This is a genomic window from Bradyrhizobium zhanjiangense, from assembly GCF_004114935.1.
Taxonomy (GTDB): Bacteria; Pseudomonadota; Alphaproteobacteria; order Rhizobiales; family Xanthobacteraceae; genus Bradyrhizobium; species Bradyrhizobium zhanjiangense.
In genome coordinates this window covers 4568112-4592625 of the sequence record NZ_CP022221.1, presented here as the reverse complement: position 1 = coordinate 4592625, position 24514 = coordinate 4568112, and the positions used below count along the sequence as shown (strand labels likewise).

Here is a 24514-nt window from a genome sequence, read left to right as displayed (position 1 = left end):
CCCGCGAGACAGATACGATGTCCGAGGAGTCGCATGAGCTTCTATCAGGACAGGATCTTGCCTTGGCTGACGCAGCTCGCCATGCGCCAAGCCCAGCTCGTGCCTTATCGTACCCGGGTCGCATCCGCCGCAACGGGGCGCGTCCTTGAGCTCGGCATTGGTCCTGGGCTCAATCTCGGATTCTACGGGCCGAGCGTGACGCAAATCATCGGCATTGATCCATCACCCAAGCTGCTGGAGGTCGCGCGCAACGCCGGTCGGCAGCATGCGAGCCGGCTCGATCTGATCGAAGGCTCCGCGGAAGCCATTCCGCTGGAGAGTTCGAGCGTGGACACCGTCGTGACGACGTGGACGATGTGCAGCATCCCCAACGTCAATCGCGCGCTCTCGGAGGCTCGACGTATCCTGAAGCCGGGCGGACAGCTTCTGTTCGTCGAGCATGGCCGCGCGCCCGAGCCCAGCGTGCAATGGTGGCAGGATCGTTTGACCCCGCCCTGGAAGGTCATCGCGGGCGGCTGCCATCTCAACCGCGCCATCGCAGACCTGATCCGCACCAACGGCTTCGCCGTCCAAGATCTCAATGTCGGCTATATGCGGGGACCAAAGCCGATGACGTTCATGTATGAAGGTCGAGCCCTCCCGCGTTCGTAATGACCGCAGTTGCCGCGCCCGCGATGCCGACGTCGGCGGGAACAAACATTCGCGAGTTTTGCGGCGCGTCACATGTCCTATGTTAACGACGTCCATTACGCGATGCATCAAAGATGCGGTCGGGGCGGAAAACTCGGGAGAGCCGCGTGGACCGCAGAACCGCTTGCCTGAAGCAGGCAGACGCATTTCGGGAAAAGGCCATCGCCGATCCAGCGCACCATGACGAATGGATCGACGAGGCCATCAAGTGGTTGGAGCGGGCAATGGAGGCGAGCCGCCGCGTCGCGGTCACGATCGAAGCCAAAGAAGATTGGCTCCTTCAAGATGCGGCAGCTGAAGCGTTGTTGTCGCAACGCCCCGAGCGCAGTGCCTGATCGCACGCTCCTCCAAAAATTCAGAATTTGCTTAACGCGAATTATATTGCCCCACGCGCAAGATGCCGCCGCGTCCGCCTCTGGCCAAATCGTGATGTCGGGCCGGTTTACAGGTTCCGTCGTGCCATGCGACAATGAGGCATGCACCTGAATAGGTTCGCCAAGGCTGTCGTGATGCTGCTCGTGGCGGTCGGGCTCCTGCTCGCACCGCTGGCGACGCCGGCATCTGCCATGGCGGTATCGGGTGCAGGAAGCAGCATGACGGCGATGTCGGACGACACGCAAGGCATGTCCGAAGACATGCCCTGCTGCCCGGATCAGACCAAGAGCAAGACCTGCGATTCCTGTCCGCTCGTCGCGGTGTGCATGCTGGGCCTGTCGCTCTCCACTCCTTCCGGAGCGAGCACGGTGATCGAGCGGCAGCCGCAGAAGAGCGCGCTCGCGCCGGGCAATGACCGCCTGCGCGACGGCCTCGCGGCAAAACCTCCCGACCATCCTCCTCGAACCCGGGCCTGATCGGCGCTGACGCGCCTGATGATCGTGCGCGCCGACATCGGCGTGCGCGCCATTACCTGCCGCTTGGCTGCATGTCGGCTTGCCGCGAGCAGCTCCGGCGGCTCCATCAGACCCATCGAGGAACTATAAATTATGACGACCACCAAGCTCGCGCGCGCCGCCATCGCCGCGCTGATCGGCGCTGCGTTCACGGGGAGCGCGCACGCCGAAATCAAGAACTACGAATTCCAGCTGGCTCAACCGACCATCAAGACCGGGGCCGATCGCATCGTGACCGTGCGGCTGGTCGACAAGACCAGCGGCAAGGCGATACCCGATGCGGTGATCTTCGCCAGCCGGCTCGACATGGCGCCTGACGGCATGCAGGAGATGGTCACCAAGGTCACGCCGATGCCGGGCACCGAACCCGGGACCTATCGTTTCAAGGCCAATTTCAGCATGGCCGGACGCTGGCAACTCTCGCTCGGCGCCAAGGTGCAGGGTGAGACCGGCACGGTCGAAAGCAAGCTCGTCGTCACGGCCGAGAAATGACCCGCCTCGCCATTGCAGGCACTGCCGCTGCGATTTTCGCGGCGGCAGGTGTCGCGCTGATTGGCGGCCGCGCCATGCAGCCTCAGTCGGATTCAAGCTCGCTGACTTTCGCCGCGCATGCGGCTGACGCGGGCGCACCGATCTATTTCCGGGATCCGGACGGCCGGCCGTTCTACTCCCTCACCCCGAAGAAGACCGCCGACGGCCGCGACTATCGCGCCGTGCGGGCGAACGAGGACATCGCCTTCGAGGAAGCTGACGAAGCGCCCGCCGTCATGGCAACCGACGCCAAGGGCGATCGCAAGATCAAATATTACCGCCACCCGATGGGCCTGCCGGACACCTCGCCCGTGCCGAAGAAGGACTCGATGGGGATGGATTACATCCCCGTCTACGAAGGCGAGGACAGCGACGACGGGTCGGTGAAACTGTCGCCCGGCAAGATCCAGCGCAGCGGCGTCAAATCCGAACCGGCCGAGCTGCGCCGGATCAGAACGCTGGTGCGTGCGCCCGGCACGATTCAGCTCGATGAACGCCGGGTCTCGGTGGTCGCGATGCGCGCCGACAGTTTTGTGCAGAAGGTCGCCGACGTCACCACCGGCACCCGCGTGACCAGGGGCCAGCCGCTGATGGAGATCTACAGCCCCGCCGTCTCGTCGGCGGCCGCCGAATATCTCGCGACGATCACCTCGAAGACGACGGCGGGTATCGAGCCCTATGGCCGCGGCTCCCGGCAGCGCCTGATCAATCTCGACGTCCCCGAACCCGTCATCGCCGAAATGGAGAAGAACCACGCCCTGCCAATCGCCATTCAGTGGTCGTCGCCGCGCGACGGCATCGTGCTCCAGCGCAACGCCATCGAGGGCATGCGCGCCCAGCCCGGCGACGTGTTGTTCCGCATCGCCGACATCTCGCAGGTCTGGGCGACGGTGGACGTGGCCGAGCGCGATCTCGGCAATGTCGCTGTCGGCCAGCCCGTGATGGTGCGGGCCCGCAGCTATCCCGGCCGCGACTTCAAGGGCCTGATCAGCGTGATCTATCCGCAGGTGAACAAGGAGACGCGCACGGCGCGGGTGCGAATTGAGCTGGCGAATGCCGACCTCGCTTTGCTTCCCGACATGTATGTCGACGCCGAGATCGACACCGGCACGCCGGTGCCGGTGCTCAGCGTCGCCGAGAGCGCGCTGCTGGACACCGGCAGCCGGCAGGCCGTGCTGGTCGACAAGGGCCAGGGGCGTTTCGAGCCGCGCGAGGTCAAGCCCGGACGGCGCGGCGACGGCTATGTCGAAATCCGCGACGGCCTTGCCGAGGGCGACGCCGTCGTCACCTCCGCCAACTTCCTGATCGACGCCGAGAGCAATCTGAAGGCCGCGCTGAAAGGTTTTGCCGATACCGGCACGGCGCAAGGCGGCGACAAGGCGATGGGAGCCAAGCCATGATCGCGCGCCTCATCGCATGGTCAGCACGCAACCTGCTGCTGGTGCTGTTCGGCACCGGCTTTGCCGCCGCCGCGGGCCTCTACGCCCTCGTCCATCTGCCGCTCGACGCCATTCCTGATCTCTCCGACACCCAGGTCATCGTCTACACCGAATATCAGGGACAGGCGCCGCAGGTGATCGAGGACCAGGTCACCTATCCCCTCACCACGGCGATGCTGACGGTGCCGAAATCGAAGGTGGTGCGCGGGTTCTCCTTCTTCGGCGTCTCCTTCGTCTACGTCATCTTCGAGGACGGCACGGACATCTACTGGGCGCGCTCGCGCGTGCTCGAATTCCTCAACGGTGCGGCATCAAGGCTGCCGGCCGGCGTGACGCCGACGATCGGCCCGGACGCCACCGGCGTCGGCTGGGTCTACCAATATGCCATCATGTCGAAGGAGCTGAACCTCGCGGAGACCAGGACGATCCAGGACTGGAACCTGAAATTCGCCCTGGCCAAGGCCGAAGGCGTTGCGGAGGTTGCCGGCGTCGGCGGCTTCGTCAAGCAGTACAATGTCATCCTCGACCCGCAGCGCATGCGCGACCTCGGCATCACCATGCAGAAGATGCGCGAGGCGATCCGTGCCAGCAATGCCGATGTCGGCGGCCGCACCGTCGAGCTGTCCGAGTTCGAATATGTCATCCGCGGCAAGGGCTATCTCAGGAGCATCGAGGATCTCGGCAACATCGTGCTGAAGACCAGCGACGGCACTCCGGTCAAGCTGCGCGACGTCGCCCGCATCGAGCTCGGTCCCGACGAGCGGCGCGGCATCGCCGAGCTCAATGGCGAGGGCGAGGTCGCGAGCGGCATCGTGCTCCAACGTTTTGGCGTGAACGCGCTCGACGTGATCGAGAACGTCAAGAAGCGTTTCAGGGAGATCGCGACCAGCCTGCCAAAATCGATCGAGATCGTTCCGGTCTACGACCGCTCGAGCCTGATCTACGCAGCGATCGATACGCTGAAGCATACGCTGGTCGACGAGAGCATCGTCGTCGCTCTCGTCTGCATCGTGTTCCTGTTGCATGTCCGCAGCGCGCTGGTCGCGATCCTGATGCTTCCCGTGGGCGTTCTGATGGCCTTTGGCGCCATGAAGCTGCTCGGGATCGGCTCCAACATCATGAGTCTCGGCGGCATTGCGATCGCAATCGGCGCCATGATCGACGCCGCCATCGTCATGATCGAGAACGCCCACAAGCATCTCGAACGCGCCGATCCCGGCCGATCGCGGGTCAAGATCCTGATCGAGGCCTCCGCGGAAGTCGGCCCTGCCCTGTTCTTCAGCCTCCTCATCATCACCGTGTCGTTCATGCCGATCTTCACGCTGGAGTCTCAGGAAGGACGGCTGTTCAGCCCGCTCGCCTTCACCAAGACGTTTGCGATGGCGGCGGCAGCACTGCTGTCGGTGACATTGGTCCCGGCGCTGATGGTGATCTTCGTCCGCGGCAAGATCATTCCGGAGCACAAGAATCCGATCAACCGCTTCCTGATCTGGATCTACCGCCCGGTGATCTCTGGCGTGCTGCGCGCCAAGATCCCGGTGATCCTGCTCGCGCTCGGCGTGCTCGCCGTCTCGGTCTGGCCGGCCGGGCGGCTCGGCACCGAGTTCATGCCGAACCTCAACGAAGGCACCCTGCTCTACATGCCGACGACGCTGCCCGGCATTTCCGTGACCAAGGCCGCCGAGCTGATGCAGATCCAGGACCGCATCATCCGCTCCTTCCCGGAGGTTGCCTCGGTCTACGGCAAGGCCGGCCGCGCCGCGACTGCAACTGACCCTGCACCGTCGGAGATGTTCGAGACCATCGTCAATCTGAAGCCGACGACCGAGTGGCGCGCCGGCGTGACCGTCGACAGCCTGATCGCCGAGATGGACAAGGCATTGCAATTTCCTGGCGTCTCCAACGCTTGGACCATGCCGATCAAGGCTCGTATCGACATGCTCTCGACCGGCATCCGAACGGCCGTCGGCGTCAAGGTCATCGGCACCGATCTCGCCGGAATCGACAAGCTTGCAAAGCAGGTCGAGCAGGTGCTCAAGGCGGTCCCAGGCACCTCCTCGGCCTATGCCGAGCGCGGCCTCGGTGGTTACTACCTCGAGATCACGCCGAACCGCGAGGCGCTGTCGCGCTACGGCATCATGGTACAGGACGTGCAGGACACGATCGCGACCGCACTCGGCGGCCAGACCGTGACGACGACGGTGGAGGGACGTCAGCGCTTCACCGTCAATATGCGCTACCCGCGCGACCTGCGCGACAATCCGAAGGCGATCAGCAGCGACATCCTGGTGCCTATGCCATCAGGCGGCGCCGTCCCTCTCGGTGAGGTCGCAAGCGTGACGCCGGCACGCGGGCCGACCTCGATCCGAACCGAAAACGGCCAGCTTGCCACCTACATCTATGTCGACATTCGCGACCGCGACCTCGGCGGCTACGTCGCCGATGCGCAGCACGCCGTTCAGGCAAGCATCGAATTCCCGCCCGGCTACTATCTGGTCTGGAGCGGGCAGTACGAATATCTCGAACGCGCCACCGCGCGGCTCAAGATCGTGGTGCCGGTGACGCTGCTGATCATCTTCCTCCTGCTCTATCTCAACTTCCGCTCGGTCACCGAGACCATGATCGTCATGCTCTCGCTGCCCTTCGCCCTGGTCGGCGGCCTCTGGCTGATGTGGTGGCTCGGCTTCAACCTGTCGGTCGCGGTCGCCGTCGGGTTCATCGCACTGGCGGGCGTGGCAGCCGAAACCGGCGTCGTGATGCTGATCTATCTCAACCACGCGCTCGCCGAGACCAAGGCGCGCTGCGTGCTCGCGGGCCGCCCGCTGACCCGCGAGGATCTCTATGCTGCCATCATGGAGGGCGCCGTCGAGCGCGTCCGCCCGAAGATGATGACGGTGGTCGCGATCATGGCCGGCCTGCTGCCGATCATGTGGAGCACCGGCACCGGCTCGGAGATCATGCAGCGCATCGCCGTGCCCATGATCGGAGGCATGATCTCTTCGACGTTGCTGACGCTGATCGTGATCCCCGCGATCTTCGGCATCGTGAAGGGCTTCCATTTGCCTTCTGCGGGCAAGCCACAACCTCCGGGAAAATCGAAAGCGATCGTTACAAAGTCGCGAATCCAGGAGCCAGCCGAATGAGGTGAGCCATGATGCAGGATATGATGTCGGGAATGATGGGCGGCATGGAGCTGATCGCGGTTCTGGTCGTTGTCGTGCTCGCGCTGGGGGCGGCAGCGCTTGTCAAGTATCTCTTCTTCTCAAATCGGGGAGATTGAACATGGATCGCCTTCTCTTCGTGGCATTCGCGGCCGTCCTCGTCTCCTCGCCGGCCGGCGCGCAGCAGGACAGCGTGGCTCGGGGCGAACGCAATTTTCGCGTCTGCGCGGCATGTCACTCGCTCGAGCCCGACCGCAACATGACGGGGCCGAGTCTTGCAAATCTCTGGGGGAGGAAGGCCGCCAGCTTGCCGAGTTTCGACCGCTACTCCGACGCGCTGAAAGCTTCGGGAATCATCTGGGACGACCGCTCGCTGGACGCCTGGTTGACCGATCCTGCGCGCATGGTGCCGCACAACGAGATGCCGTTCGAGGGGATCGATGACTCACGCGTTCGCGCGGATCTGTTGGCATTCCTTAAGGAGGCCACCAAGCCGGGGGCCGCGCCGGAGCGAACGGCCGAAAACCGCATGAATGGGGGCGGCATGATGGGAGGGATGATGGGTAGCGGCCGCGCCCCCAATCTGAAGAATCTGAATCCCGCGCAGCGCGTCACCGGCATGACCCACTGTCGGGACACCTACCGGGTGACGACGGCCGACGGCAAGACGCGCCCCTTCTGGGAGCGCAATCTGCGTCTGAAGACGGATTCCAGCGAAGACGGACCGCAGAGCGGCGCGCCCGCTATCGTGTCGGCCGGCATGATGGGTGACCGGGCGGACGTGATTTTCGCCGCCCCGAACGAAATCTCCAAAACGATAGAAGATCACTGCTGAGGTCTTGGCTGGTCTCGACCACGAATTACACACTACAGACTGTCTAACATTGGAAGGACATCCCCATGAAGTTCATCGCTGCGACAGTCATTTTCCTTGTCTCGGCATCCCTGTGGGCGCAGACGCCTTATGCAGGGATGCAGCTCCGCCAGATAAAAGCGCTCTCGGATCAGGAGATCGCAGACCTGCGCGCGGGCCGCGGTATGGGATTGGCGCTCGCTGCCGAGATCAACGGCTATCCGGGACCTTCCCACGTTCTTGAGCTCGGGGACCGATTGGGGTTGACCTCCGAGCAGCGGGGCAAGGTGCAGGAGATGTTTGCCGCCATGAAGTCCGAAGCGATCCCTCTCGGGACCCGGCTGATCAACAAGGAAGCCGAGTTAGACCAGCAATTCGCCAGCGGAAGCGTAACCCCCGAAAGCCTCAGAGCGGCAACGGCCGCAATCTCGGTCATTCAGGGCGAGCTCCGAGACGCGCATCTCAAGTACCATCTGCTCACGCGGGCCGTTCTCGAAAAGGCTCAATTGGATAAATACGCCGCGTTGCGCGGCTACACGGGTGGCGCATCGATGCACCGCCACCAACACGAGAAATAACGAACCCGAGGAGCCTATCAGACGTTGCTATCCGGCGGCACGACTTGCGGCATCGCGTTCTAGGCCGGAGCAACCTTCAGCTCCATTCGGGAGTGCCGTACCACGACAACCGCTCCCTGAAGCGCGAGGCCGGCCATGATTGCGACCACGATGATATCGGGCCAGCCCGTGCCGGTCCCGAACACGCCGAGGGCGGCCAACAGCACGGCGATGTTTCCGAGCACGTCATTGCGGGTGCATATCCAGGCCGAGCGCATGTTGGAGTCGCCCTTGCGATGGGCCCACAACAGCCCGAAGGAGGCGACGTTCGCGGCAAGCGCCGCGACACCAACCGCCCCCATGGTGAAAGCGCTCGGCAGCGTGCCATGGGCCGCGTGCCAGACGACCGTGCCGACGACCCAAAGGCCAAGGGCGCCCATCGTCAGCCCCTTCGCCAGGGCCGCGGCAGCGCGATAGCGCAGCGTCATGCCGACCACCAGAAGGCTGATGGCGTAGTTCGCGGCGTCTCCGAGAAAATCGAGCGCGTCAGCCTGGAGCGACGCCGATCCGGCAGCAAGGCCCGCGCCGATCTCGGCGAGGAACATGACGGCATTGGCGGCGAGCACCGCCCATAGCACGCGACGATACGCTTTGTTGTCGCGATGACGATCAAGATTGAGCGGCGGCGGTGAGCAGCATGCATCAGCCATGCTCACAAGATAGAGCGGTTGCACGCGTCGGACAATCACGGTGGGGCCGGCCCCCGCGACATCAAGTTCCCACACGTAACATTGTTGCGGGTCGACACTGTTCCCGTCGCCGTGCTAGGCCAGCCTGACTGTCAGCGAGAGTGAATTCGTGGTCTTGAACCGCCGGCCCTTCAGACTCAGGCACACGCGCAATTGGCGCGGGCTCATGGCTGTGTTTGTTGCGGTCATGTACCTGCTGTCGGGCGCGCTCCACGGCACTCATGACATCGATGTGACCAGCCCGTCCGGCGGCTCGGAAATCGCTTCGATCCTCGATGGCTCCACAGGCCACGGCGACCACAAGGCGATCGGCGGCCATCATTGCCATGGCTGCTTCTCGGTGACGATGGCGCAGCCGGCACTATCCGCCGCATTGGTCGCGCTGGTGTCTGCATCGCGCCGGCAACTTGCACCCCGGCTCGCCGGAATTATCCCCGATACCGACTCCCCGCCTCCCAAACCTATTGCCTGAACGGATTGGTCGGGCGCCCTGCGCCCATTAGGTTCATCCTTCACAGGTCGGTTTCATGTTTTGCAGGGGAATGGCCGCGCGCCTCGCGTGCGCGGCGACGTGTCTGCTTGTCGGATTGGCGCTTGCACCGTCTCACGCCCAGACTTTGACGATGCGGACCGCGCTGTCGCGCGCGCTGGCCGCGAGTCCGCGCCTGACGGCGGCGGAGCGCGACGTCGGCATTGCCACGGGTCAGCGCATCCAGGCGGGCGCACTGCTCAATCCGGAACTGTCCTACGAGCAGGACGATTCATTCGGCTCTGGCAGATATCGCGGCACGCGATCGGCCGAGACCACGCTCCAGATCAGCCAGGCTTTCGAGCTGTTCGGCAAACGGGAGGCGCGGATTGCCGCAGGCGCAGCCGGCATCGAGGTCGCCGCGATCCAGCGCAAGGCCGTCAGGCTGGAGGTGCTGTCGGAGACAGCGATCGCTTTCCTCAGCGTGCTCGGCGCGCAGCGGCGCATCCAGATCCTGGACGAACAGATCGCCGCGATCGACCGCCTGACGCCGCTGCTCCGCCGCCGCGTCGAGGCTGGCGCCTCCTCGCCGGCCGAAACCGGCCGCGCCGAGGTCGCCTCCGCCCTGGTGAAGGCCGACCGCGAGCGCTTCAAGGCGACGCTGGCCAGCGCCCGGCGCGAGCTGGCGGTGCTGATGGGAGATCCCGCCGCGAAATTCGGCGAGGTCTCCGGCCGGCTCGATATCACGGGACGCCCGCCGACGTTCCAATCGGTCGTCGCCGCGATCGATGCCAATCCGCAGCTGGTGCGCTGGACCGCGGTCTATGCTCAGCGCAATGCCGAGCTGTTGCTGGCACGGCTCAAGCCCTACCCCGACGTGCGGATCGCGGCTGGCTGGCGCCATTACAACGAAACCAATGACGATGCTGTGCGCCTCACGCTCTCGGTGCCAATTCCCGTGTTCGACCAGAACCAGGGCAACATCCTCTCGGCCCAGGAAAGCCTCGCCAAGACCAAAGCCGAGCGCGAGGCCAACCGCAACGCGCTGATCGTGATCGCCGGCCGGGCCTATGACTCGCTGCAAGGCTCGCTGCGCGAACTCGCAGTCCTGCGCGAGACCGCGATTCCGAAGGCCGTCGAAGCGTCCGAGGCGATCGCGCAAGGCTACGGCCAAGGCCGCTTCACCCTGCTCGAAGTGCTCGACGCCCAGGCAAGCGTCACCCAGGCGCGGCTGCGTGAGCAGGAGGCGCTGCAGAACTTTCATGCGGGGGTGGCGACCATCGAAGGCCTGGTCGGCAATCCGTTCACGCTGGCGCGGGAGAGCGCACGATGAAGACGTCCTCCACCATTGTCGTCGCTGTCGTTGCCGCCGCTCTCGGCGCTTGTGGCTATGCCCTGCTGGCGCCGGCCAGGGTCCCGCCCGCCGAGCATGCCGCGGACAAGAAGCCGGAGAAGCCGAACGACCATGTCGAGCAGGACGAGCATGGCGCCGACCGCATCCGCATCTCCGACGTCAAGCTCGCTGCCGCCGGCGTGGTGCTGGCGGAGGCCGCGAGCGCGACGCTGACCGACACGCTCGCCTTCAACGGCATCCTGCGCGCCAACCAGGAAGCCGTGGTGCAGGTGACGCCGCGCTTTCCGGGCATCGCCAAATCGATCCTGAAGCGCATCGGCGACAAGATCGGCAAGGACGATCTGCTCGCCGCGATCGAGAGCAACCAGAGCCTTACCGTCTACGAGCTGAAGGCGCCGATCGCCGGCACCATCATCGAGCGGCAGATCTCGCTCGGCGAATACGCTTCCGAGCAGAAGCCGGCCTTCGTCGTCGCCGACCTCTCCACCATCTGGGTCGATCTGTCGATCTACCGGCAGGATCTGCGGCGCGTCCACCTCAACGACGAGGTTCTGATCGATCTCGACGATGGCCGCGGCGAGATCAAGGGCACGATTTCCTACATGGCGCCGATCGGCAGTAGCGAGACCCAGACCGCGCTGGCCCGCGTGGTGCTGCCAAATCCGGACGGACGCCTGCGTCCTGGCTTGTTCGTCACGGCGCGGCTGATCCTTGCCGCGCGCAATGTCGCGGTTGCCGTGCGCCGCAGCGCGATCCAGACGCTGGAGAACAAGACGATCGTGTTCGTCCGCGAGAACGGCGACAAGATCGAGGCGCGCCCCGTGGAGCTTGGGGATTCCGATCCGCGCCATGTCGAGATCAAGGCGGGCCTTGCGGCCGGCGAGCATTACGTCGCCGAGAACAGTTTTGTGGTCAAGGCGGAGATGGGCAAGGGAGACGCCGAGCATGATTGAGCGTCTCATCGCCGCCTCACTGCATCAGCGCTGGCTGGTCCTGCTGCTCGCGCTTGGCGCCCTCGCCTTCGGCGGCTGGAATTTCCAACGCCTGCCGATCGACGCCGTGCCAGACATCACCAACGTTCAGGTCCAGATCAACACCCGTGCGCCCGGCTATTCGCCGCTCGAGACCGAACAGCGCATCACCTTCCCGGTCGAGACCGCGATGGGCGGCCTGCCGAAGCTCGACTACACCCGCTCGCTGTCGCGCTACGGCCTCAGCCAGGTGACGGTCGTCTTCAAGGACGGCACCGACATCTACTTCGCCCGCCAGCTCGTCGGCGAACGCATCCAGCAGGTGAAGGACCAGCTTCCGGCCGGCGTCGAGGTCGCAATGGGCCCGGTCTCCACCGGGCTCGGCGAAATCTTCATGTACACCGTCGAGGCCAAGGCGGGCGCCAAGACGCAAGGCGGCCACGACTATTCGCTGACCGATCTACGCACCGTGCAGGACTGGATCATCCGGCCGCAGCTTCGCAACGTGCCGGGCGTGATCGAAGTCAACACCATCGGCGGCTTCGAGCGCCAATTCCACGTGCTGCCGGACCCCGGCAAGCTGATGGCCTACCGGCTCGGCTTTCGCGACGTCATGACGGCGCTTGCCGCCAACAACGCCAATGTCGGCGCCGGCTATATCGAGCGCAACGGCGAGCAGTATCTGGTTCGCTCCCCAGGCCAGGTCGGCAACGTCAACGAGATCCAGGACATCATCATCGGCTCGCGCGGCGGCAATCCCGTCAGGATCAGGGATGTCGCGACCGTGACCGAAGGCCGCGATCTGCGCACGGGCGCGGCGACGCGCGACGGCGAGGAGACCGTGCTCGGCACCGCGATGCTGCTGATCGGCGAGAACAGCCGGACCGTGGCGCGCCGCGTCGCGGCCCGTCTCGAGGACATCGCCAAGTCGCTGCCCGAAGGCGTCGTGACGCGGACTGTCTACGACCGCACCGATCTGGTCGAAGCCACCATCCACACCGTCCGGAATAACCTGCTGGAAGGCGCGGCGCTGGTGGTGGCCGTGTTGTTCCTAATTCTCGGCAACATCCGTGCCGCCCTCGTCACCGCCTGCGTCATTCCGCTGTCCATGGCCATGACCATCACCGGCATGGTCGAGACCAAGGTCAGCGCGAACCTGATGAGTCTCGGCGCAATCGACTTTGGCATCATCGTCGATGGCGCCGTGATCATCGTCGAGAATTGCCTGCGCATGCTGGCCGCGGCCCAGCGCGACAAAGGCGGGCTGCTGACGACGTCCGAGCGCCTGCGTGCGATTCTGCGCGGCTCGCGCGACGTCATCAAGCCGAGCCTGTTCGGAACGCTGATCATCGCGGTGGTCTACCTGCCCGTGCTGACGCTGACCGGCGTCGAAGGCAAGATGTTCACGCCGATGGCGCTGACCGTGCTGATGGCGCTGGGCGCTGCCGTGCTGTTCTCAATCACCTTCGTGCCGGCTGCCATTGCCATCTTCGTCACCGGCAAGGTGTCGGAGCACGAAAACCTGTTCATGCGGGCAGCGAAACGCGCCTATCTTCCCCTGCTCCGATTTGCCATCGACAACCGGCTCGCCGTCGCAATCATGGCCGTCGTCATCGTGGTCGCCAGCGGTATCGCCGCCGCGCGCATGGGCGGCGAGTTCATTCCGAGCCTCGACGAAGGCGACGTCGCGCTGGCCTCGATCCGGATTCCCGGCACCAGTCTCACGCAGTCGCTTGAGCTTCAGAAGGCGCTGGAGAAACGCATCAAGCAGATCCCTGAAGTGAAGGAGTTCTTCACCCGCATCGGCACCGCAGAGATCGCAACCGACCCGATGTCGCCCGCGCAGACCGATGGCTACATCATGCTGAAGCCGCGCGCCGAATGGCCCGACCCAAACAAGCCGAAATCGGAGGTGATCGAGGCCATCGACCATGCCGCGGACGACATTCCCGGCAGCGCCTATGAAATCTCCCAGCCGATCCAGTTCCGGGTCAACGAGCTGATCTCCGGCGTGCGCAGCGACGTCGGCGTCAAGATCTTCGGCGATGACCTCGACATCCTGCAAGGCGCGGCCAAACAGGTGGAGGCCGCGATCCGCGGCATCCGCGGCGCCAGCGACGTCAAGATCGAGCAGGTCGCAGGCCTGCCGATCCTCACCGTCCGGTTCGACCGCCAGGCGCTCGCCCGCTACGGCCTCAGCATCGGTGAGGTGCAGGGCGTCGTCGAGATCGCGGTGGGCGGCAAGTCGGCCGGCAAGCTGTTCGAGGGCGACCGCCGCTTCGACATCGTCGTGCGCCTGCCGGAGCATCTGCGCGGCAATCTCGAAGCGATCCGGGCGATCCCGATCCCGCTGCCGCCCGGTGAGGAGGCCGGCTCCAGCACGGCCATTCGGACTGCGCTGGCCGCCTCCCCGCTCACCCAGATGCGCTATGTGCCGCTGTCGTCGGTCGCCACCGTCGATGCGACGCCCGGTCCCAACCAGATCAGCCGCGAAAATGGCAAGCGGCGCATCGTCGTCACCACCAATGTCCGCGCGCGCGACCTCGGCTCCTTCGTGGCCGAGGCCGAGGCGGCGGTGGCCGAGAAGGTCAAGCTGCCGCCGGGCTACTGGATCGGCTGGGGCGGACAGTTCGAGCAGCTGGTCTCCGCGACCAAGCGGTTGACGATCGTGGTGCCGGTGGCGCTGCTGCTGGTGTTCCTGCTGCTGTTCATGGGCATGGGATCGGCTGCGGATGCGGCGCTGGTGTTCTCCGGCGTGCCGCTGGCGCTGACCGGCGGCGTCGCAGCGCTGCTGCTGCGCGACATTCCTTTATCCATCAGCGCCGGTGTCGGCTTCATTGCGCTGTCGGGCGTCGCCGTACTCAATGGGCTCGTCATCATCGCCTTCATCGAGCGGCTGCGCAGCGAGGGGCACTCCGTCGTGGATGCCGTGCGCGAGGGCGCGCTGACGCGGCTGCGCCCGGTGCTGATGACCGCTCTGGTTGCCTCGCTCGGCTTCGTGCCGATGGCGCTTGCGACCGGCGCCGGCGCCGAGGTGCAGCGGCCGCTCGCAACCGTGGTGATCGGCGGCATCATCTCCTCGACCGTACTGACGCTGCTGGTGCTGCCGGCGCTCTACGTGCTGTTCCGCCGTGACGCAGGCGCCGAAACGCCTACAATGGCGCCTGATTTGACAGCGTCAGGGGAGCGCTAGAGGTGGCCGGCCACGACCATCACGGACATCACCACCATGATTATGCCGGCCATTCGCATGATCATGGTCACGACCACGGCCATGCTCATGGCCACAGCCACGGACACGCGCATGTCCATGCGCCGGCCAGCTTTGGCAAGGCGTTCGCGATCGGAATTTCGCTCAACACCGCGCTGGTGGTGGCCGAGGCGGTCTATGGCTATATCGGCAACTCCACCGCCCTGCTCGCGGACGCCGGCCATAACCTGTCCGACGTGCTCGGCCTGGTCGTGGCCTGGGGCGCGTCGATTGCGGCAAGGCGCGCGCCGAGCGGCCGCTTCACCTATGGCCTGCGTGCCTCCACGATTCTTGCCGCGCTGGCGAATGCGGTGTTCCTGCTGGTCGCAACCGGTGCCATTGGTTGGGAGGCGATTTTGCGCCTGCGCGCGCCGGAGCCGGTCGCCGGCGTCACGGTGATGGTGGTGGCCGGCATCGGCATCCTCATCAACGGCTTCACCGCCATGCTGTTCGCGCGCGGGCGCAAGGACGACATCAACATCGAAGGCGCGTACTTGCACATGGCCGCCGATGCCGCCGTCTCGCTCGGCGTGGTGGTCTCGGCGGCGCTGATCATCTGGACCGGCTGGCTCTGGCTCGATCCCTTAACCAGCCTCGTCATCTGCGCCACCATCCTCTGGAGCACGACCAGCCTGTTGCGCGGCTCCATCGACATGTCGATGGCAGCCGCACCCAAGGGCACCGACCTTGCCGCGATCAGGACATTCCTGCTGGCGCGACCGGGTGTCTCCGGGATCCACGATCTCCACGTCTGGCCGATCTCGACCACCGAGACGGCGCTCACCTGCCATCTCGTGATGCCCACTGGGGCCGGCGACGCATTCCTGATGGAGACCGCGCAGCTGCTCAAGACCTCATTCCGCATCGGCCACACCACGCTTCAGGTCGAGACGCATCCCGAAAATGGCTGCGCGCTGGCGCCGGATGATGTGGTGTAGAATTCACACGCCCATCCACATCGTCATTGCGAGGAGCACTTGCGACGAAGCAATCCAGACTGTCTCTGCTGAGACAGCCTGGATTGCTTCGCTGCGCTCGCAATGACGATGGGGAAGCAGCGTGCCTACGCCGCCTTCGCCGTCACGATCCAGATTGCGCCCTGCAACTTCACTGACTGCCCCTTCAGGAACGGGGCGAGCATGTCGCGGATCGAAGCCTTGGCTGCGTCATAGGTCTCCGGCGGATGCCCTTGCAGCGCGCGGCTGGCGGGGCCGATCTGGAGCGCGCCGTCGACGGCGGCATCGAGGCCGCCGCCGATGGCAACATCCATCGCGAGATTATGCGGCTGCATCGCCACATCCACGAAACTCGCGCCTTTCAGGATACGCATCACGCGCTCTTCTGATGCAAAGGCGAACGGGCCCGGCTCCTCCGGTCCAACCGGCGGCATTTTCGGCACGTGCTTGTAGACCGCCATCAGCGGCGCCATCATCCACGGATTTTCCTTCGGCTCGCGCCAGCAGGCGAAGGCAAGCCGCCCGGACGGCTTCAGCGCACGGCGGAGATTGGTGAAGGACGCGATGGGGTCGGCGAAGAACATCACGCCAAAGCGCGAGGCGAGCAGATCAAAGCTCGCCGGCTCGAACGGATGAACCGTCGCATCCGCCAGCACGAAATCGAGCGGCAGCCCCTTCGGCGCCAACGCGCGCGCCTGCGACAGCATGGGCTCGGACACGTCGAGGCCGAGCGCAAAGCCATCAGGCGCCACCGCCTTCGCGAACGCGACCGTCGTTGCACCCGAGCCGCAGCCGACGTCGATCACGCGCTCGCCCGGCTTCGGCTTGGCACGGTCGATCAGCACGTCCGCGATCGGCCCGAGCAGCGTCTCCTGCACGGCATGACGATCAGCCCAGCGCTGCCCGCTCGGGCCGTTCCAATAGGCGATCTGGTCGGCGTTGAGCTCGTGTCCGCTTGACTGTTCCATCAACCCTCTCCGCGACAGGGCCGAACGTCCGCGCCCGGCCCAAGACGCTTATCCACATGTCCTTCCCTGCTGCAAGGCCGATTTCAACGCGGCGGCCGATGCTGATGTGCCAAGCCAAGTTGACACAGCCAAGCGGCCCTGCGCTAACTCAGGGAACAGGAGAACACCCCTTGAAGTCGGAACGATCAGTCGGCATCGATTGCCTGCGCGCCATCTCGATCATCTGGGTGCTGCTCTATCATTTCGTCCCGGGTCAGGCTTTCAGCCGGGGCACGTTCGGTGTCCTGCTGTTCTTCATCATCAGCGGCTATTGCATCGCGTTCAGCGCTGAGACGTCGCAATCGGCGTGGCACTTCTATGCCAAGAGGCTCGGCCGCCTGCTGCCGGCGTTGATTGTTTGTGGCCTGCTGACGACGCTGTTCAAGAATCTCATGCCCGAGCTGGTCGAAGCGGGCCGTGGGGTGAGCTGGTTCGACTACGCCTATACGCTCATCGCTCTTCCGGCGCTCAACGTCCTTCACGTCGACTATCATCTGCCCGACGGCGCCTAGTGGTCATTGCAGATCGAGTTTCAGTTCTACCTCTTCTGCTTCATGATGATGGCGCTGGGGCTCAAGCAACGCCTGTTGGCATTGCTCTGCGTGGTGACCATCTTCCGGACCCTGACCACCAGCACGGACTATTCCACGTCCAACGATTTCTTCCCGTTCTTCATTGCCGGCATGAGCGTGGCGGCCCTCATCAGGGGGCGCAGCAGGGAAGCGATCATGGGAATCGTCGTCGCGTTCTCGCTCGAGCTCTATCATCTGTATTTCAACGTCAAGCAGCCGTCGGTCGCGATCGAAATGTACCGGTCGCTGCTGCTGTGGTCCGGCACCGCCGCGGTCTATCTTGCCGCGCGTTATGACCATGTCCTGCTTCGATCGTTTCGCGCCTTGGCCGTTCCCTTGGCGTTCATCGGGGTCATCAGCTATCCGCTCTACCTGCTGCATCAGGACATCGGGAACATGATCCTGCATTTGGCCCACATTGGCCGGGACCACAGGTCGGCCCTGCTCATTCGCGCCGTCGTGCTGCCGGGTTTCCTTATCGGCATAGCCTGGCTGGTCTACGCACTTGTCGAGCGCCCCACGATCAAGCCGCTGACGGCCTTCCTGACCCACCCGCTCGCCTGGCTTCGCCAATGGCAGCCCGCGGCAGTCAAATCCTCCGTCGCTGCCAACGCCGGCGACGTCATGCCCCAGGACTTGCCAATCCGATAGCGTCCTTGCCAGTCCGATAGCGTCGGCTTTCGCGCAGGCAGGCACGGCAGCAATCTCGATAGATGAGATCCAGCAGAATACGCATCGGCCAACCCTCCGTTGTCGCTTGCGGCGTGATATGGCCCACCGCGGCGGAGCCCCTGTGACATTGGTCACATAGGAGGCTTTGCCTTGGTGGCATGCTCCGACTACTCTGGTCACATTGCGATTTGGGGCTGCAATGCGCATCGAAGCTCGCCAGCTTGGTCGAGCTTCGTGCCGGCGTACTTGTTGAACAGCGTCAGCGAGCGCTGTGACGAAGCGTTCCAGTCGCCGTCCGCCGAAGCCGTCAGACAGCCGACGCGGCGGAGTTCTGACTGCACCAGCTTCGTCATTTCCTGCGGCGACAAGCTCGGCTGCGACGAAATCGGGGCGACGGCGGCGACCGCTGGACGCGATCAAGGCCAAGCCGGGCCGCGTCTGCCCGCTGGTTTGCGATCACGGCTTCAAGGCCGACGGCGACGCCTGCGTGAAGATCGCCTGCCGCGCGGGCTATCGCGTCAATGACGAGAACGAGTGCGAGAAGGTGCAGGAGAAAAGCCGATAGCGACGCGCGATAATTCGAAAGGGCGGGATAGCGAGCGGAAACAAACGGAGGCTGCGCCACCATCTCCGCAAGCCAAATCGTCAGGACAGATAATTTGCAATGCAGCCGGTTGCCGTCCAATTCGATCGGGCTGCAGGCTCGAGGCAAATAGAGCCGGGGTACGTGGCTACGGCAGTGGACCTGGCGACGTCGAAGTTTGCAACTGACAGCGGTGTAACCGTCCAGCAGTACTGCTTAACTTGAAGCTAGCCCAACGAGAACGACGCTGCCTCGCTCGACCTGCGAGCGCAGACTGGTGGGCGGTCACGGATTCGAACCGCGGACCCTCTGTGCGCATTGCGGCCGCATTGGTTTCACCGAACGGCCACATCGGAATCAGATGCCAACCAGATTTCCTCGATAGCTTCGCCGTTCCTCAAACTGGAAAGGCAGACCATGCGCAGCTTCACGGCATCCGTCATCGTTGCAGCTCTCTCGCTCGGAACACCTACTCTGGTGCAGGCACAGGGCGCATCGTCGCAACCCGGCGCGGAACAGCCGTCCACTCAGTCGAGCACGGTGATCCGGAGCATACAGGTCGTGGACGTCAAGGAATTGCAGCCGGCGGTGCGCGCGAAAGTCGATGAACTCGTGGCGCACACAAGCGATAAAGACATCCAGTCGCTTCGGCAGTCCATCGACGCTACACCGGAGGCAGCCTCCGTGCTCAAGGCCAAGGGCTTGAGTTCGTCCCAAGTCGTTGCGATCAACATCGCCGACGGAGTCCTGACGATGTTCACCAAGACCGCCTGATATCGGACGGGAGTTGAGACGCCGCCCGGCCGCCGCGAGCACGATCGCCGCCTCCTCGGCCGGACGACGAGATCCGCGCTACGAAAGAGGATTGCCCTGCGGCGGGCCTGCTGCAGGGCTGCTCGTGTTCGGCATGAAGGCCCTGACCAGGCCGCAAATTGGAGCCAGTTTGCGACGCGCTCGGCCCTTGCTTCGGCACCCGCCGGGGCGCTAAAGAGGCGCACTTGAAGGCGCACTTGGGCGGTTAGCTCAGCTGGTTAGAGCATCTCGTTTACACCGAGAGGGTCCGCGGTTCGAATCCGTGACCGCCCACCAGCCTTCGCGAGCTACGGCTCGGCAGGCCAGCACAGCAGATCATGAGCGCGAAGTGAGCGAAGGCTGCCGCCCCGAAGCCCATCGGGCGAAGGCGGGCCCTCAGACGCGACTACGGCTCGGCAAGCCAACCTCAATCCTTCGGCCTTCCCGGCAGCAGCGGCACCGCATTGATCCAGACCACCGCCGACTGGCACCAGATCTGCCGGACCGGCCTAAGAGCGTTGCGCTGGCGGATGCTGCCCCAGCGGATGCCCCAATCGTCGGCGTCATCGCCCTCGCCGCTCGTGAACAGCGGGGAACCGCAATCCGCGCAGAAATGCTGGAAGCGCATGCGGCCGTTCTCGCCCCGCTTGCCGTAGATCTTTGGCGTGCCGCCGGTCAGGCGGACGTCCGCTCCGGAACAGACGGCCGTCACCCGAAACGGCGAGCCGGTCAGCGTCTGGCAGTCGGTGCAGTGGCAGACCGAAACCTCCTCGGGGTCGATGTCGGCTTCGAAGGTGATCTTCCCGCAATGGCATTGCCCATCGATCTGCATCGCCCTCTCCCCTCGGCCCGAAAACAAAAACGGCGCCCGAAGGCGCCGTTCTATCATCTTGTTGAGCCTTAGTGAGCGGTCAGGCCGCCGGCGGCCTCATCCCCATCCGGCTTCACCGTCACCTTGGTGTCTTCTTCCCAGACGATCGGCACCGGCTTCTTCACCAGCGCCTTGGCGACGACGTCGTCGAGGCGCGAGACCGGGATGATCTCCATGCCGCCCTTGATCGCATCGGAAATCTCCGTGAGATCCTTGGCGTTGTCCTCGGGGATCAGCACCGTCTTGATGCCGCCGCGGGCAGCTGCCAGCAGCTTCTCCTTCAGACCACCGATCGGCAGCACGCGGCCGCGTAGCGTGATCTCGCCGGTCATCGCGACATCGTGGCGGACCGGAATGCCGGTCATGACCGAGATGATCGCGGTGGCCATGGCGACGCCAGCGGACGGACCGTCCTTCGGCGTCGCGCCCTCCGGCACGTGCACGTGGATGTCGCGCTTGTCGAACAGCGGCGGCTCGACGCCGTAGTTGATCGCACGCGAGCGGACGTAGGACGCCGCCGCCGAGATCGACTCCTTCATGACGTCGCGCAGATTGCCCGTGACCGTCATCTTGCCCTTGCCGGGCATCATGACGCCTTCGATGGTCAGCAGCTCGCCGCCGACATCGGTCCAGGCAAGGCCGGTGACGATGCCGACCTGCGGCTCGCTCTCGATCTCGCCGAAGCGGTATTTCGGAACGCCGAGCAGCTCTTCCAGAGTCTTCTCGGTGACCTTGACCGACTTCTTCTTGGAGATCATCAGCTCCTTCACCGCCTTGCGGGCGAGTGTGGAGAGCTCACGCTCCAGATTGCGCACGCCCGCTTCGCGAGTGTAGCGGCGGATCAAAAGCAGCAGCGCGTCGTCGTCGATCGAGAACTCCTTGGAGTCCAGACCGTGCTTGGACACCGCGTTCGGGATCAGATGCTTGCGCGAGATCTCGACCTTCTCGTTCTCGGTGTAGCCCGCGATCCGGATGATCTCCATGCGGTCCATCAACGGCCCCGGAATATTGAGCGTATTCGCGGTCGTGATGAACATCACGTTGGACAGATCGTAGTCGACCTCGAGATAGTGGTCGTTGAAGGTCGCGTTCTGCTCGGGATCGAGAACCTCGAGCAGCGCCGAGGACGGATCGCCGCGGAAATCGGCGCCCATCTTGTCGATCTCGTCCAAGAGGAACAGCGGATTGGACGACTTCGCCTTGCGCATCGACTGGATGATCTTGCCGGGCATCGAGCCGATATAGGTGCGCCGGTGGCCGCGGATCTCGGCCTCGTCGCGCACGCCGCCGAGCGAGACGCGCACGAATTCGCGCCCCGTCGCCTTCGCGATCGACTTGCCGAGCGAGGTCTTGCCGACGCCGGGAGGCCCGACGAGGCACAGGATCGGACCCGTCAGCTTGTTGGCGCGCGACTGCACCGCGAGATACTCGACGATACGTTCCTTGACCTTCTCGAGCCCGTAATGGTCAGAGTCCAGGATGGCTTGCGCCGCTTCCAGGTCCTTCTTGACCTTGGACTTCTTGTTCCACGGGATCGACAGCAGCCAATCCAGATAGTTGCGCACGACGGTCGCTTCCGCGGACATCGGCGACATCTGGCGCAGCTTCTTCAATTCGTGCTGCGCCTTCTCGCGCGCTTCCTTGGAGAGCTTGGTTTTGGAGATCTTCTCTTCGAGATCGGCGAGCTCGTCGCGACCATCGTCGTCGCCGAGCTCCTTCTGGATCGCCTTCATCTGCTCGTTGAGATAATACTCGCGCTGGGTCTTCTCCATCTGGCGCTTGACGCGCGAGCGGATGCGCTTCTCGACCTGGAGCACCGAGATCTCGCTCTCCATCAGGCCCAGCACCTTCTCCAGGCGCGTGGTGACGGACAGCGTTTCCAGGATACCCTGGCGGTCCGCGATCTTGACCGCGAGATGCGAGGCGACCGTGTCGGCGAGCTTGGCGAAGTCAGTGATCGCCTGCACGACTCCGACGACCTCGGCCGAGATCTTCTTGTTGAGCTTCACATAGCTCTCGAAGTCGGACACGACCGAGCGCGCCAGCGCCTCGGCCTCGACCGACTTCGCGTCGGTGTCGGCGAGCGCGACGGCGGTCGCTTCGTAATAGTCGGCGCGATCGGTGTATTTCTGCACGCGCGCACGCTCGAGCCCTTCGACCAGCACCTTCACGGTGCCGTCGGGAAGCTTCAGGAGCTGGAGCACGCTGGCAAGCGTGCCGGTCTCGTAAATCGCATCGGGCGCCGGATCATCGTCGGACGCGTTCTTCTGCGTCGCCAGCATGATCAGCGCATCGTTCTTCATCACCTCTTCGAGCGCGCGGATCGATTTCTCGCGGCCGACGAAGAGCGGCACGATCATGTGCGGGAAGACGACGATATCGCGCAGCGGCAGCACGGGATAAGCGTGCGTTGCGCCATGAACGATGGTTGGCCGGGGTTTGGGATTAGTCATGGCCTTTTCCTTTTGCTTTGCCCCCTCGCACGCAGCCCGCTGATCATGCGCAACCGCCACGAGGTGCCGAGGTGATCCGCAGAACCGGTCGGTCCTTTTGCGAGTTGGACCGGCTTGCCGGATCGGAACTGAGGCGAATCTTGAAGAGAATTTTCGCTCGCCCGCCGACATTAGGTGGCTATCGACCCGGGGGGTGTCAAGTCATCGAAAAACGCGCGCCATCAGGCGCTTACGCACGCAGGTAAGCGACGCAACACCGGCTGCGGAGATACATTTCCGCAGCCCTCCTTGATCGGACAATTGGAGCGTTCCAGCGCCGAAAAAATCAGGCGCTGGCATTCTCGACGGCGCGATCGGACCGATCGGCGTAGATGTAGAGCGGACGCGCCGTGCCTTCCACGACTTCTCGCGAAATCACGACCTCTTCCACACCTTCCAGGCCCGGCAAGTCGAACATGGTCTCAAGCAGGATCGCCTCGAGGATCGAGCGCAGGCCGCGCGCGCCGGTCTTGCGCTCGATCGCCTTGCGGGCGACCGCGCCAAGCGCCTCGTCGGCGAAGGTCAGCTCGATGTTCTCCATCTCGAACAACCGCTGGTACTGTTTCACCAGCGCGTTCTTCGGCTCGGTGAGGATCTTCTTCAGCGACGTCTCGTCCAGGTCCTCGAGCGTCGCCACGACCGGTAGACGACCGACGAACTCAGGAATGAGGCCGTACTTCAGGAGGTCCTCAGGCTCGACGTGACGGAAGATCTCGCCGGTACGGCGGTCCTCCGGCGCGAGCACCTGGGCACCGAAGCCGATCGAGGTCGACCGTCCGCGCGCCGAGATGATCTTCTCGAGGCCGGCGAAGGCCCCGCCGCAGATGAACAGGATGTTGGTGGTATCCACCTGCAGGAACTCCTGCTGCGGATGCTTGCGGCCGCCCTGCGGCGGGACCGAAGCCACCGTGCCTTCCATGATCTTGAGCAGCGCCTGCTGCACGCCCTCACCCGACACGTCGCGCGTGATCGACGGATTGTCGGACTTGCGGCTGATCTTGTCGATTTCGTCGATGTAGACGATGCCGCGCTGGGCGCGCTCGACATTGTAGTCGGCGGCCTGAAGCAGCTTCAGGATGATATTCTCGACGTCCTCGCCGACATAGCCGGCTTCGGTCAGCGTCGTCGCGTCGGCCATCGTGAACGGCACGTCCAGGATGCGGGCGAGCGTCTGCGCGAGCAGCGTCTTGCCCGAACCGGTCGGACCGATCAGCAGGATGTTCGACTTCGCGAGCTCGACGTCGTTGTGCTTGGTCTGGTGGTTGAGGCGCTTGTAGTGGTTGTGCACCGCGACCGACAGGACCTTCTTCGCATGGCTCTGGCCGATCACGTAGTCGTCCAGCACCTTGCAGATTTCCTTCGGCGTCGGAATGCCGTCGCGCGACTTAACCAGCGAGGATTTGTTCTCCTCGCGGATGATGTCCATGCAGAGCTCAACGCACTCGTCGCAGATGAAGACCGTGGGACCCGCGATCAGTTTGCGGACTTCGTGCTGGCTCTTGCCGCAGAACGAGCAATATAGCGTGTTCTTGGAGTCGCTCGTGCCGACCTTACTCATTCATGTCTCCGTCCGCGGTTCGATCCCGTTCCGCTCGATCGCTCCACTCCGACACGATGGCCGGCATGAAGCTTAAGTAGAGCAAATTCCGTACCAA

General features: G+C 64.3%; 21 protein-coding genes, 1 tRNA gene and 2 pseudogenes. 18 read left to right on the top strand and 6 right to left on the bottom strand.

The annotated features are described in order from the left end of the window. Window positions 1-33 precede the first annotated feature (33 nt). The 9 genes from XH85_RS21935 (at window position 34) to XH85_RS21900 (ending at window position 8142) form a co-directional block, all read left to right on the top strand. Entirely contained in the window at window positions 34-651 is a 618-nt protein-coding gene (locus XH85_RS21935; RefSeq protein WP_091886025.1) for a class I SAM-dependent methyltransferase, read from the top strand. 146 nt (window positions 652-797) lie between these two features. Continuing rightward, complete coding sequence (locus tag XH85_RS21930) at window positions 798-1025, top strand: hypothetical protein (RefSeq protein WP_128933435.1); 228 nt, start codon at window positions 798-800, stop codon at window positions 1023-1025. A 141-nt stretch (window positions 1026-1166) separates the two neighbouring features. Continuing rightward, window positions 1167-1541 (top strand): hypothetical protein, encoded by a 375-nt coding sequence (locus XH85_RS21925; protein WP_128933434.1) that lies wholly within the window; start codon window positions 1167-1169, stop codon window positions 1539-1541. 132 nt (window positions 1542-1673) lie between these two features. Beyond that, complete coding sequence (locus tag XH85_RS21920) at window positions 1674-2072, top strand: FixH family protein (RefSeq protein WP_128933433.1); 399 nt, start codon at window positions 1674-1676, stop codon at window positions 2070-2072. Further along, on the top strand, window positions 2069-3511 hold the full coding sequence (locus tag XH85_RS21915; RefSeq protein ID WP_128933432.1) for an efflux RND transporter periplasmic adaptor subunit: 1443 nt from the start codon (window positions 2069-2071) through the stop codon (window positions 3509-3511). The genes XH85_RS21920 and XH85_RS21915 overlap by 4 nt, the downstream gene beginning before the upstream one ends. Continuing rightward, window positions 3508-6693 carry an efflux RND transporter permease subunit gene (locus XH85_RS21910; protein WP_128933431.1) on the top strand — a complete coding sequence of 1062 codons (3186 nt, stop codon included), beginning with the start codon at window positions 3508-3510 and terminating at the stop codon, window positions 6691-6693. The genes XH85_RS21915 and XH85_RS21910 overlap by 4 nt, the downstream gene beginning before the upstream one ends. 8 nt (window positions 6694-6701) lie before the next feature. After that, window positions 6702-6830 (top strand): hypothetical protein, encoded by a 129-nt coding sequence (locus tag XH85_RS47410; RefSeq protein ID WP_256477617.1) that lies wholly within the window; start codon window positions 6702-6704, stop codon window positions 6828-6830. 2 nt (window positions 6831-6832) lie between these two features. Then, window positions 6833-7546: a c-type cytochrome gene (locus XH85_RS21905; RefSeq protein ID WP_128937376.1), complete on the top strand. Its 714-nt coding sequence runs from the start codon at window positions 6833-6835 to the stop codon at window positions 7544-7546. Window positions 7547-7611: 65 nt separating this feature from the next. After that, entirely contained in the window at window positions 7612-8142 is a 531-nt protein-coding gene (locus tag XH85_RS21900) for a Spy/CpxP family protein refolding chaperone (protein WP_128933430.1), read from the top strand. A 59-nt stretch (window positions 8143-8201) separates the two neighbouring features. On the opposite strand, the gene XH85_RS21895 is transcribed toward XH85_RS21900, so the two are convergent. Further along, entirely contained in the window at window positions 8202-8831 is a 630-nt protein-coding gene (locus tag XH85_RS21895) for a cation efflux transmembrane domain-containing protein (protein WP_128933429.1), read from the bottom strand. Window positions 8832-9036: 205 nt separating this feature from the next. On the opposite strand from XH85_RS21895, the gene XH85_RS21890 reads away from it, so the two are divergent. Genes XH85_RS21890 through XH85_RS21870 form a run of 5 tightly spaced genes read left to right on the top strand, consistent with a single transcriptional unit; the run spans window position 9037 to window position 15852 of the window. Continuing rightward, window positions 9037-9342 carry a hypothetical protein gene (locus tag XH85_RS21890; protein WP_128933428.1) on the top strand — a complete coding sequence of 102 codons (306 nt, stop codon included), beginning with the start codon at window positions 9037-9039 and terminating at the stop codon, window positions 9340-9342. Between the two features lie 55 nt (window positions 9343-9397). After that, window positions 9398-10672: a divalent metal ion exporter subunit IhpA gene (gene ihpA / locus XH85_RS21885; RefSeq protein WP_128933427.1), complete on the top strand. Its 1275-nt coding sequence runs from the start codon at window positions 9398-9400 to the stop codon at window positions 10670-10672. After that, complete coding sequence (gene ihpB, locus XH85_RS21880; RefSeq protein ID WP_128933426.1) at window positions 10669-11646, top strand: divalent metal ion exporter adaptor subunit IhpB; 978 nt, start codon at window positions 10669-10671, stop codon at window positions 11644-11646. The genes ihpA and ihpB overlap by 4 nt, the downstream gene beginning before the upstream one ends. Then, window positions 11639-14857: an efflux RND transporter permease subunit gene (locus XH85_RS21875; protein WP_128933425.1), complete on the top strand. Its 3219-nt coding sequence runs from the start codon at window positions 11639-11641 to the stop codon at window positions 14855-14857. The genes ihpB and XH85_RS21875 overlap by 8 nt, the downstream gene beginning before the upstream one ends. Before the next feature lie 2 nt (window positions 14858-14859). Continuing rightward, window positions 14860-15852 (top strand): cation diffusion facilitator family transporter, encoded by a 993-nt coding sequence (locus XH85_RS21870; protein ID WP_164940811.1) that lies wholly within the window; start codon window positions 14860-14862, stop codon window positions 15850-15852. Between the two features lie 125 nt (window positions 15853-15977). Here XH85_RS21870 and XH85_RS21865 read toward each other — a convergent pair whose 3' ends face one another. Next, the gene (locus tag XH85_RS21865; protein ID WP_128933424.1) at window positions 15978-16838 is read right to left on the bottom strand and encodes a class I SAM-dependent methyltransferase; all 861 of its coding nucleotides are present in this window, start codon (window positions 16836-16838) and stop codon (window positions 15978-15980) included. A 56-nt stretch (window positions 16839-16894) separates the two neighbouring features. On the opposite strand from XH85_RS21865, the pseudogene XH85_RS47685 reads away from it, so the two are divergent. Further along, window positions 16895-18100, top strand: a pseudogene (locus tag XH85_RS47685) (acyltransferase family protein). A 197-nt stretch (window positions 18101-18297) separates the two neighbouring features. On the opposite strand, the gene XH85_RS21850 reads toward XH85_RS47685, so the two are convergent. Continuing rightward, complete coding sequence (locus tag XH85_RS21850; RefSeq protein ID WP_420837928.1) at window positions 18298-18489, bottom strand: hypothetical protein; 192 nt, start codon at window positions 18487-18489, stop codon at window positions 18298-18300. Between the two features lie 38 nt (window positions 18490-18527). Between XH85_RS21850 and XH85_RS46785 the strand changes: the two are divergent. The 3 genes and pseudogenes from XH85_RS46785 to XH85_RS21835 all read left to right on the top strand — a co-directional run. Then, window positions 18528-18892 (top strand): annotated as a pseudogene (locus tag XH85_RS46785) (caspase family protein); the annotation flags it as partial. Window positions 18893-19121: 229 nt separating this feature from the next. After that, the gene (locus XH85_RS21840; protein ID WP_128933421.1) at window positions 19122-19478 is read left to right on the top strand and encodes a hypothetical protein; all 357 of its coding nucleotides are present in this window, start codon (window positions 19122-19124) and stop codon (window positions 19476-19478) included. A gap of 238 nt (window positions 19479-19716) precedes the next feature. After that, window positions 19717-19793: transfer RNA gene (locus XH85_RS21835), tRNA-Val, on the top strand. A gap of 130 nt (window positions 19794-19923) precedes the next feature. Here XH85_RS21835 and XH85_RS21830 read toward each other — a convergent pair. The 3 genes from XH85_RS21830 to clpX all read right to left on the bottom strand — a co-directional run bounded on the left by XH85_RS21830 (window position 19924) and on the right by clpX (window position 24417). Then, window positions 19924-20328 (bottom strand): GFA family protein, encoded by a 405-nt coding sequence (locus XH85_RS21830; RefSeq protein ID WP_128933420.1) that lies wholly within the window; start codon window positions 20326-20328, stop codon window positions 19924-19926. A 68-nt stretch (window positions 20329-20396) separates the two neighbouring features. After that, the gene (gene lon / locus XH85_RS21825) at window positions 20397-22820 is read right to left on the bottom strand and encodes an endopeptidase La (protein ID WP_128933419.1); all 2424 of its coding nucleotides are present in this window, start codon (window positions 22818-22820) and stop codon (window positions 20397-20399) included. Window positions 22821-23145: 325 nt separating this feature from the next. Then, the gene (gene clpX, locus XH85_RS21820; RefSeq protein WP_008547851.1) at window positions 23146-24417 is read right to left on the bottom strand and encodes an ATP-dependent Clp protease ATP-binding subunit ClpX; all 1272 of its coding nucleotides are present in this window, start codon (window positions 24415-24417) and stop codon (window positions 23146-23148) included. Between the last annotated feature and the right edge of the window lie 97 nt (window positions 24418-24514).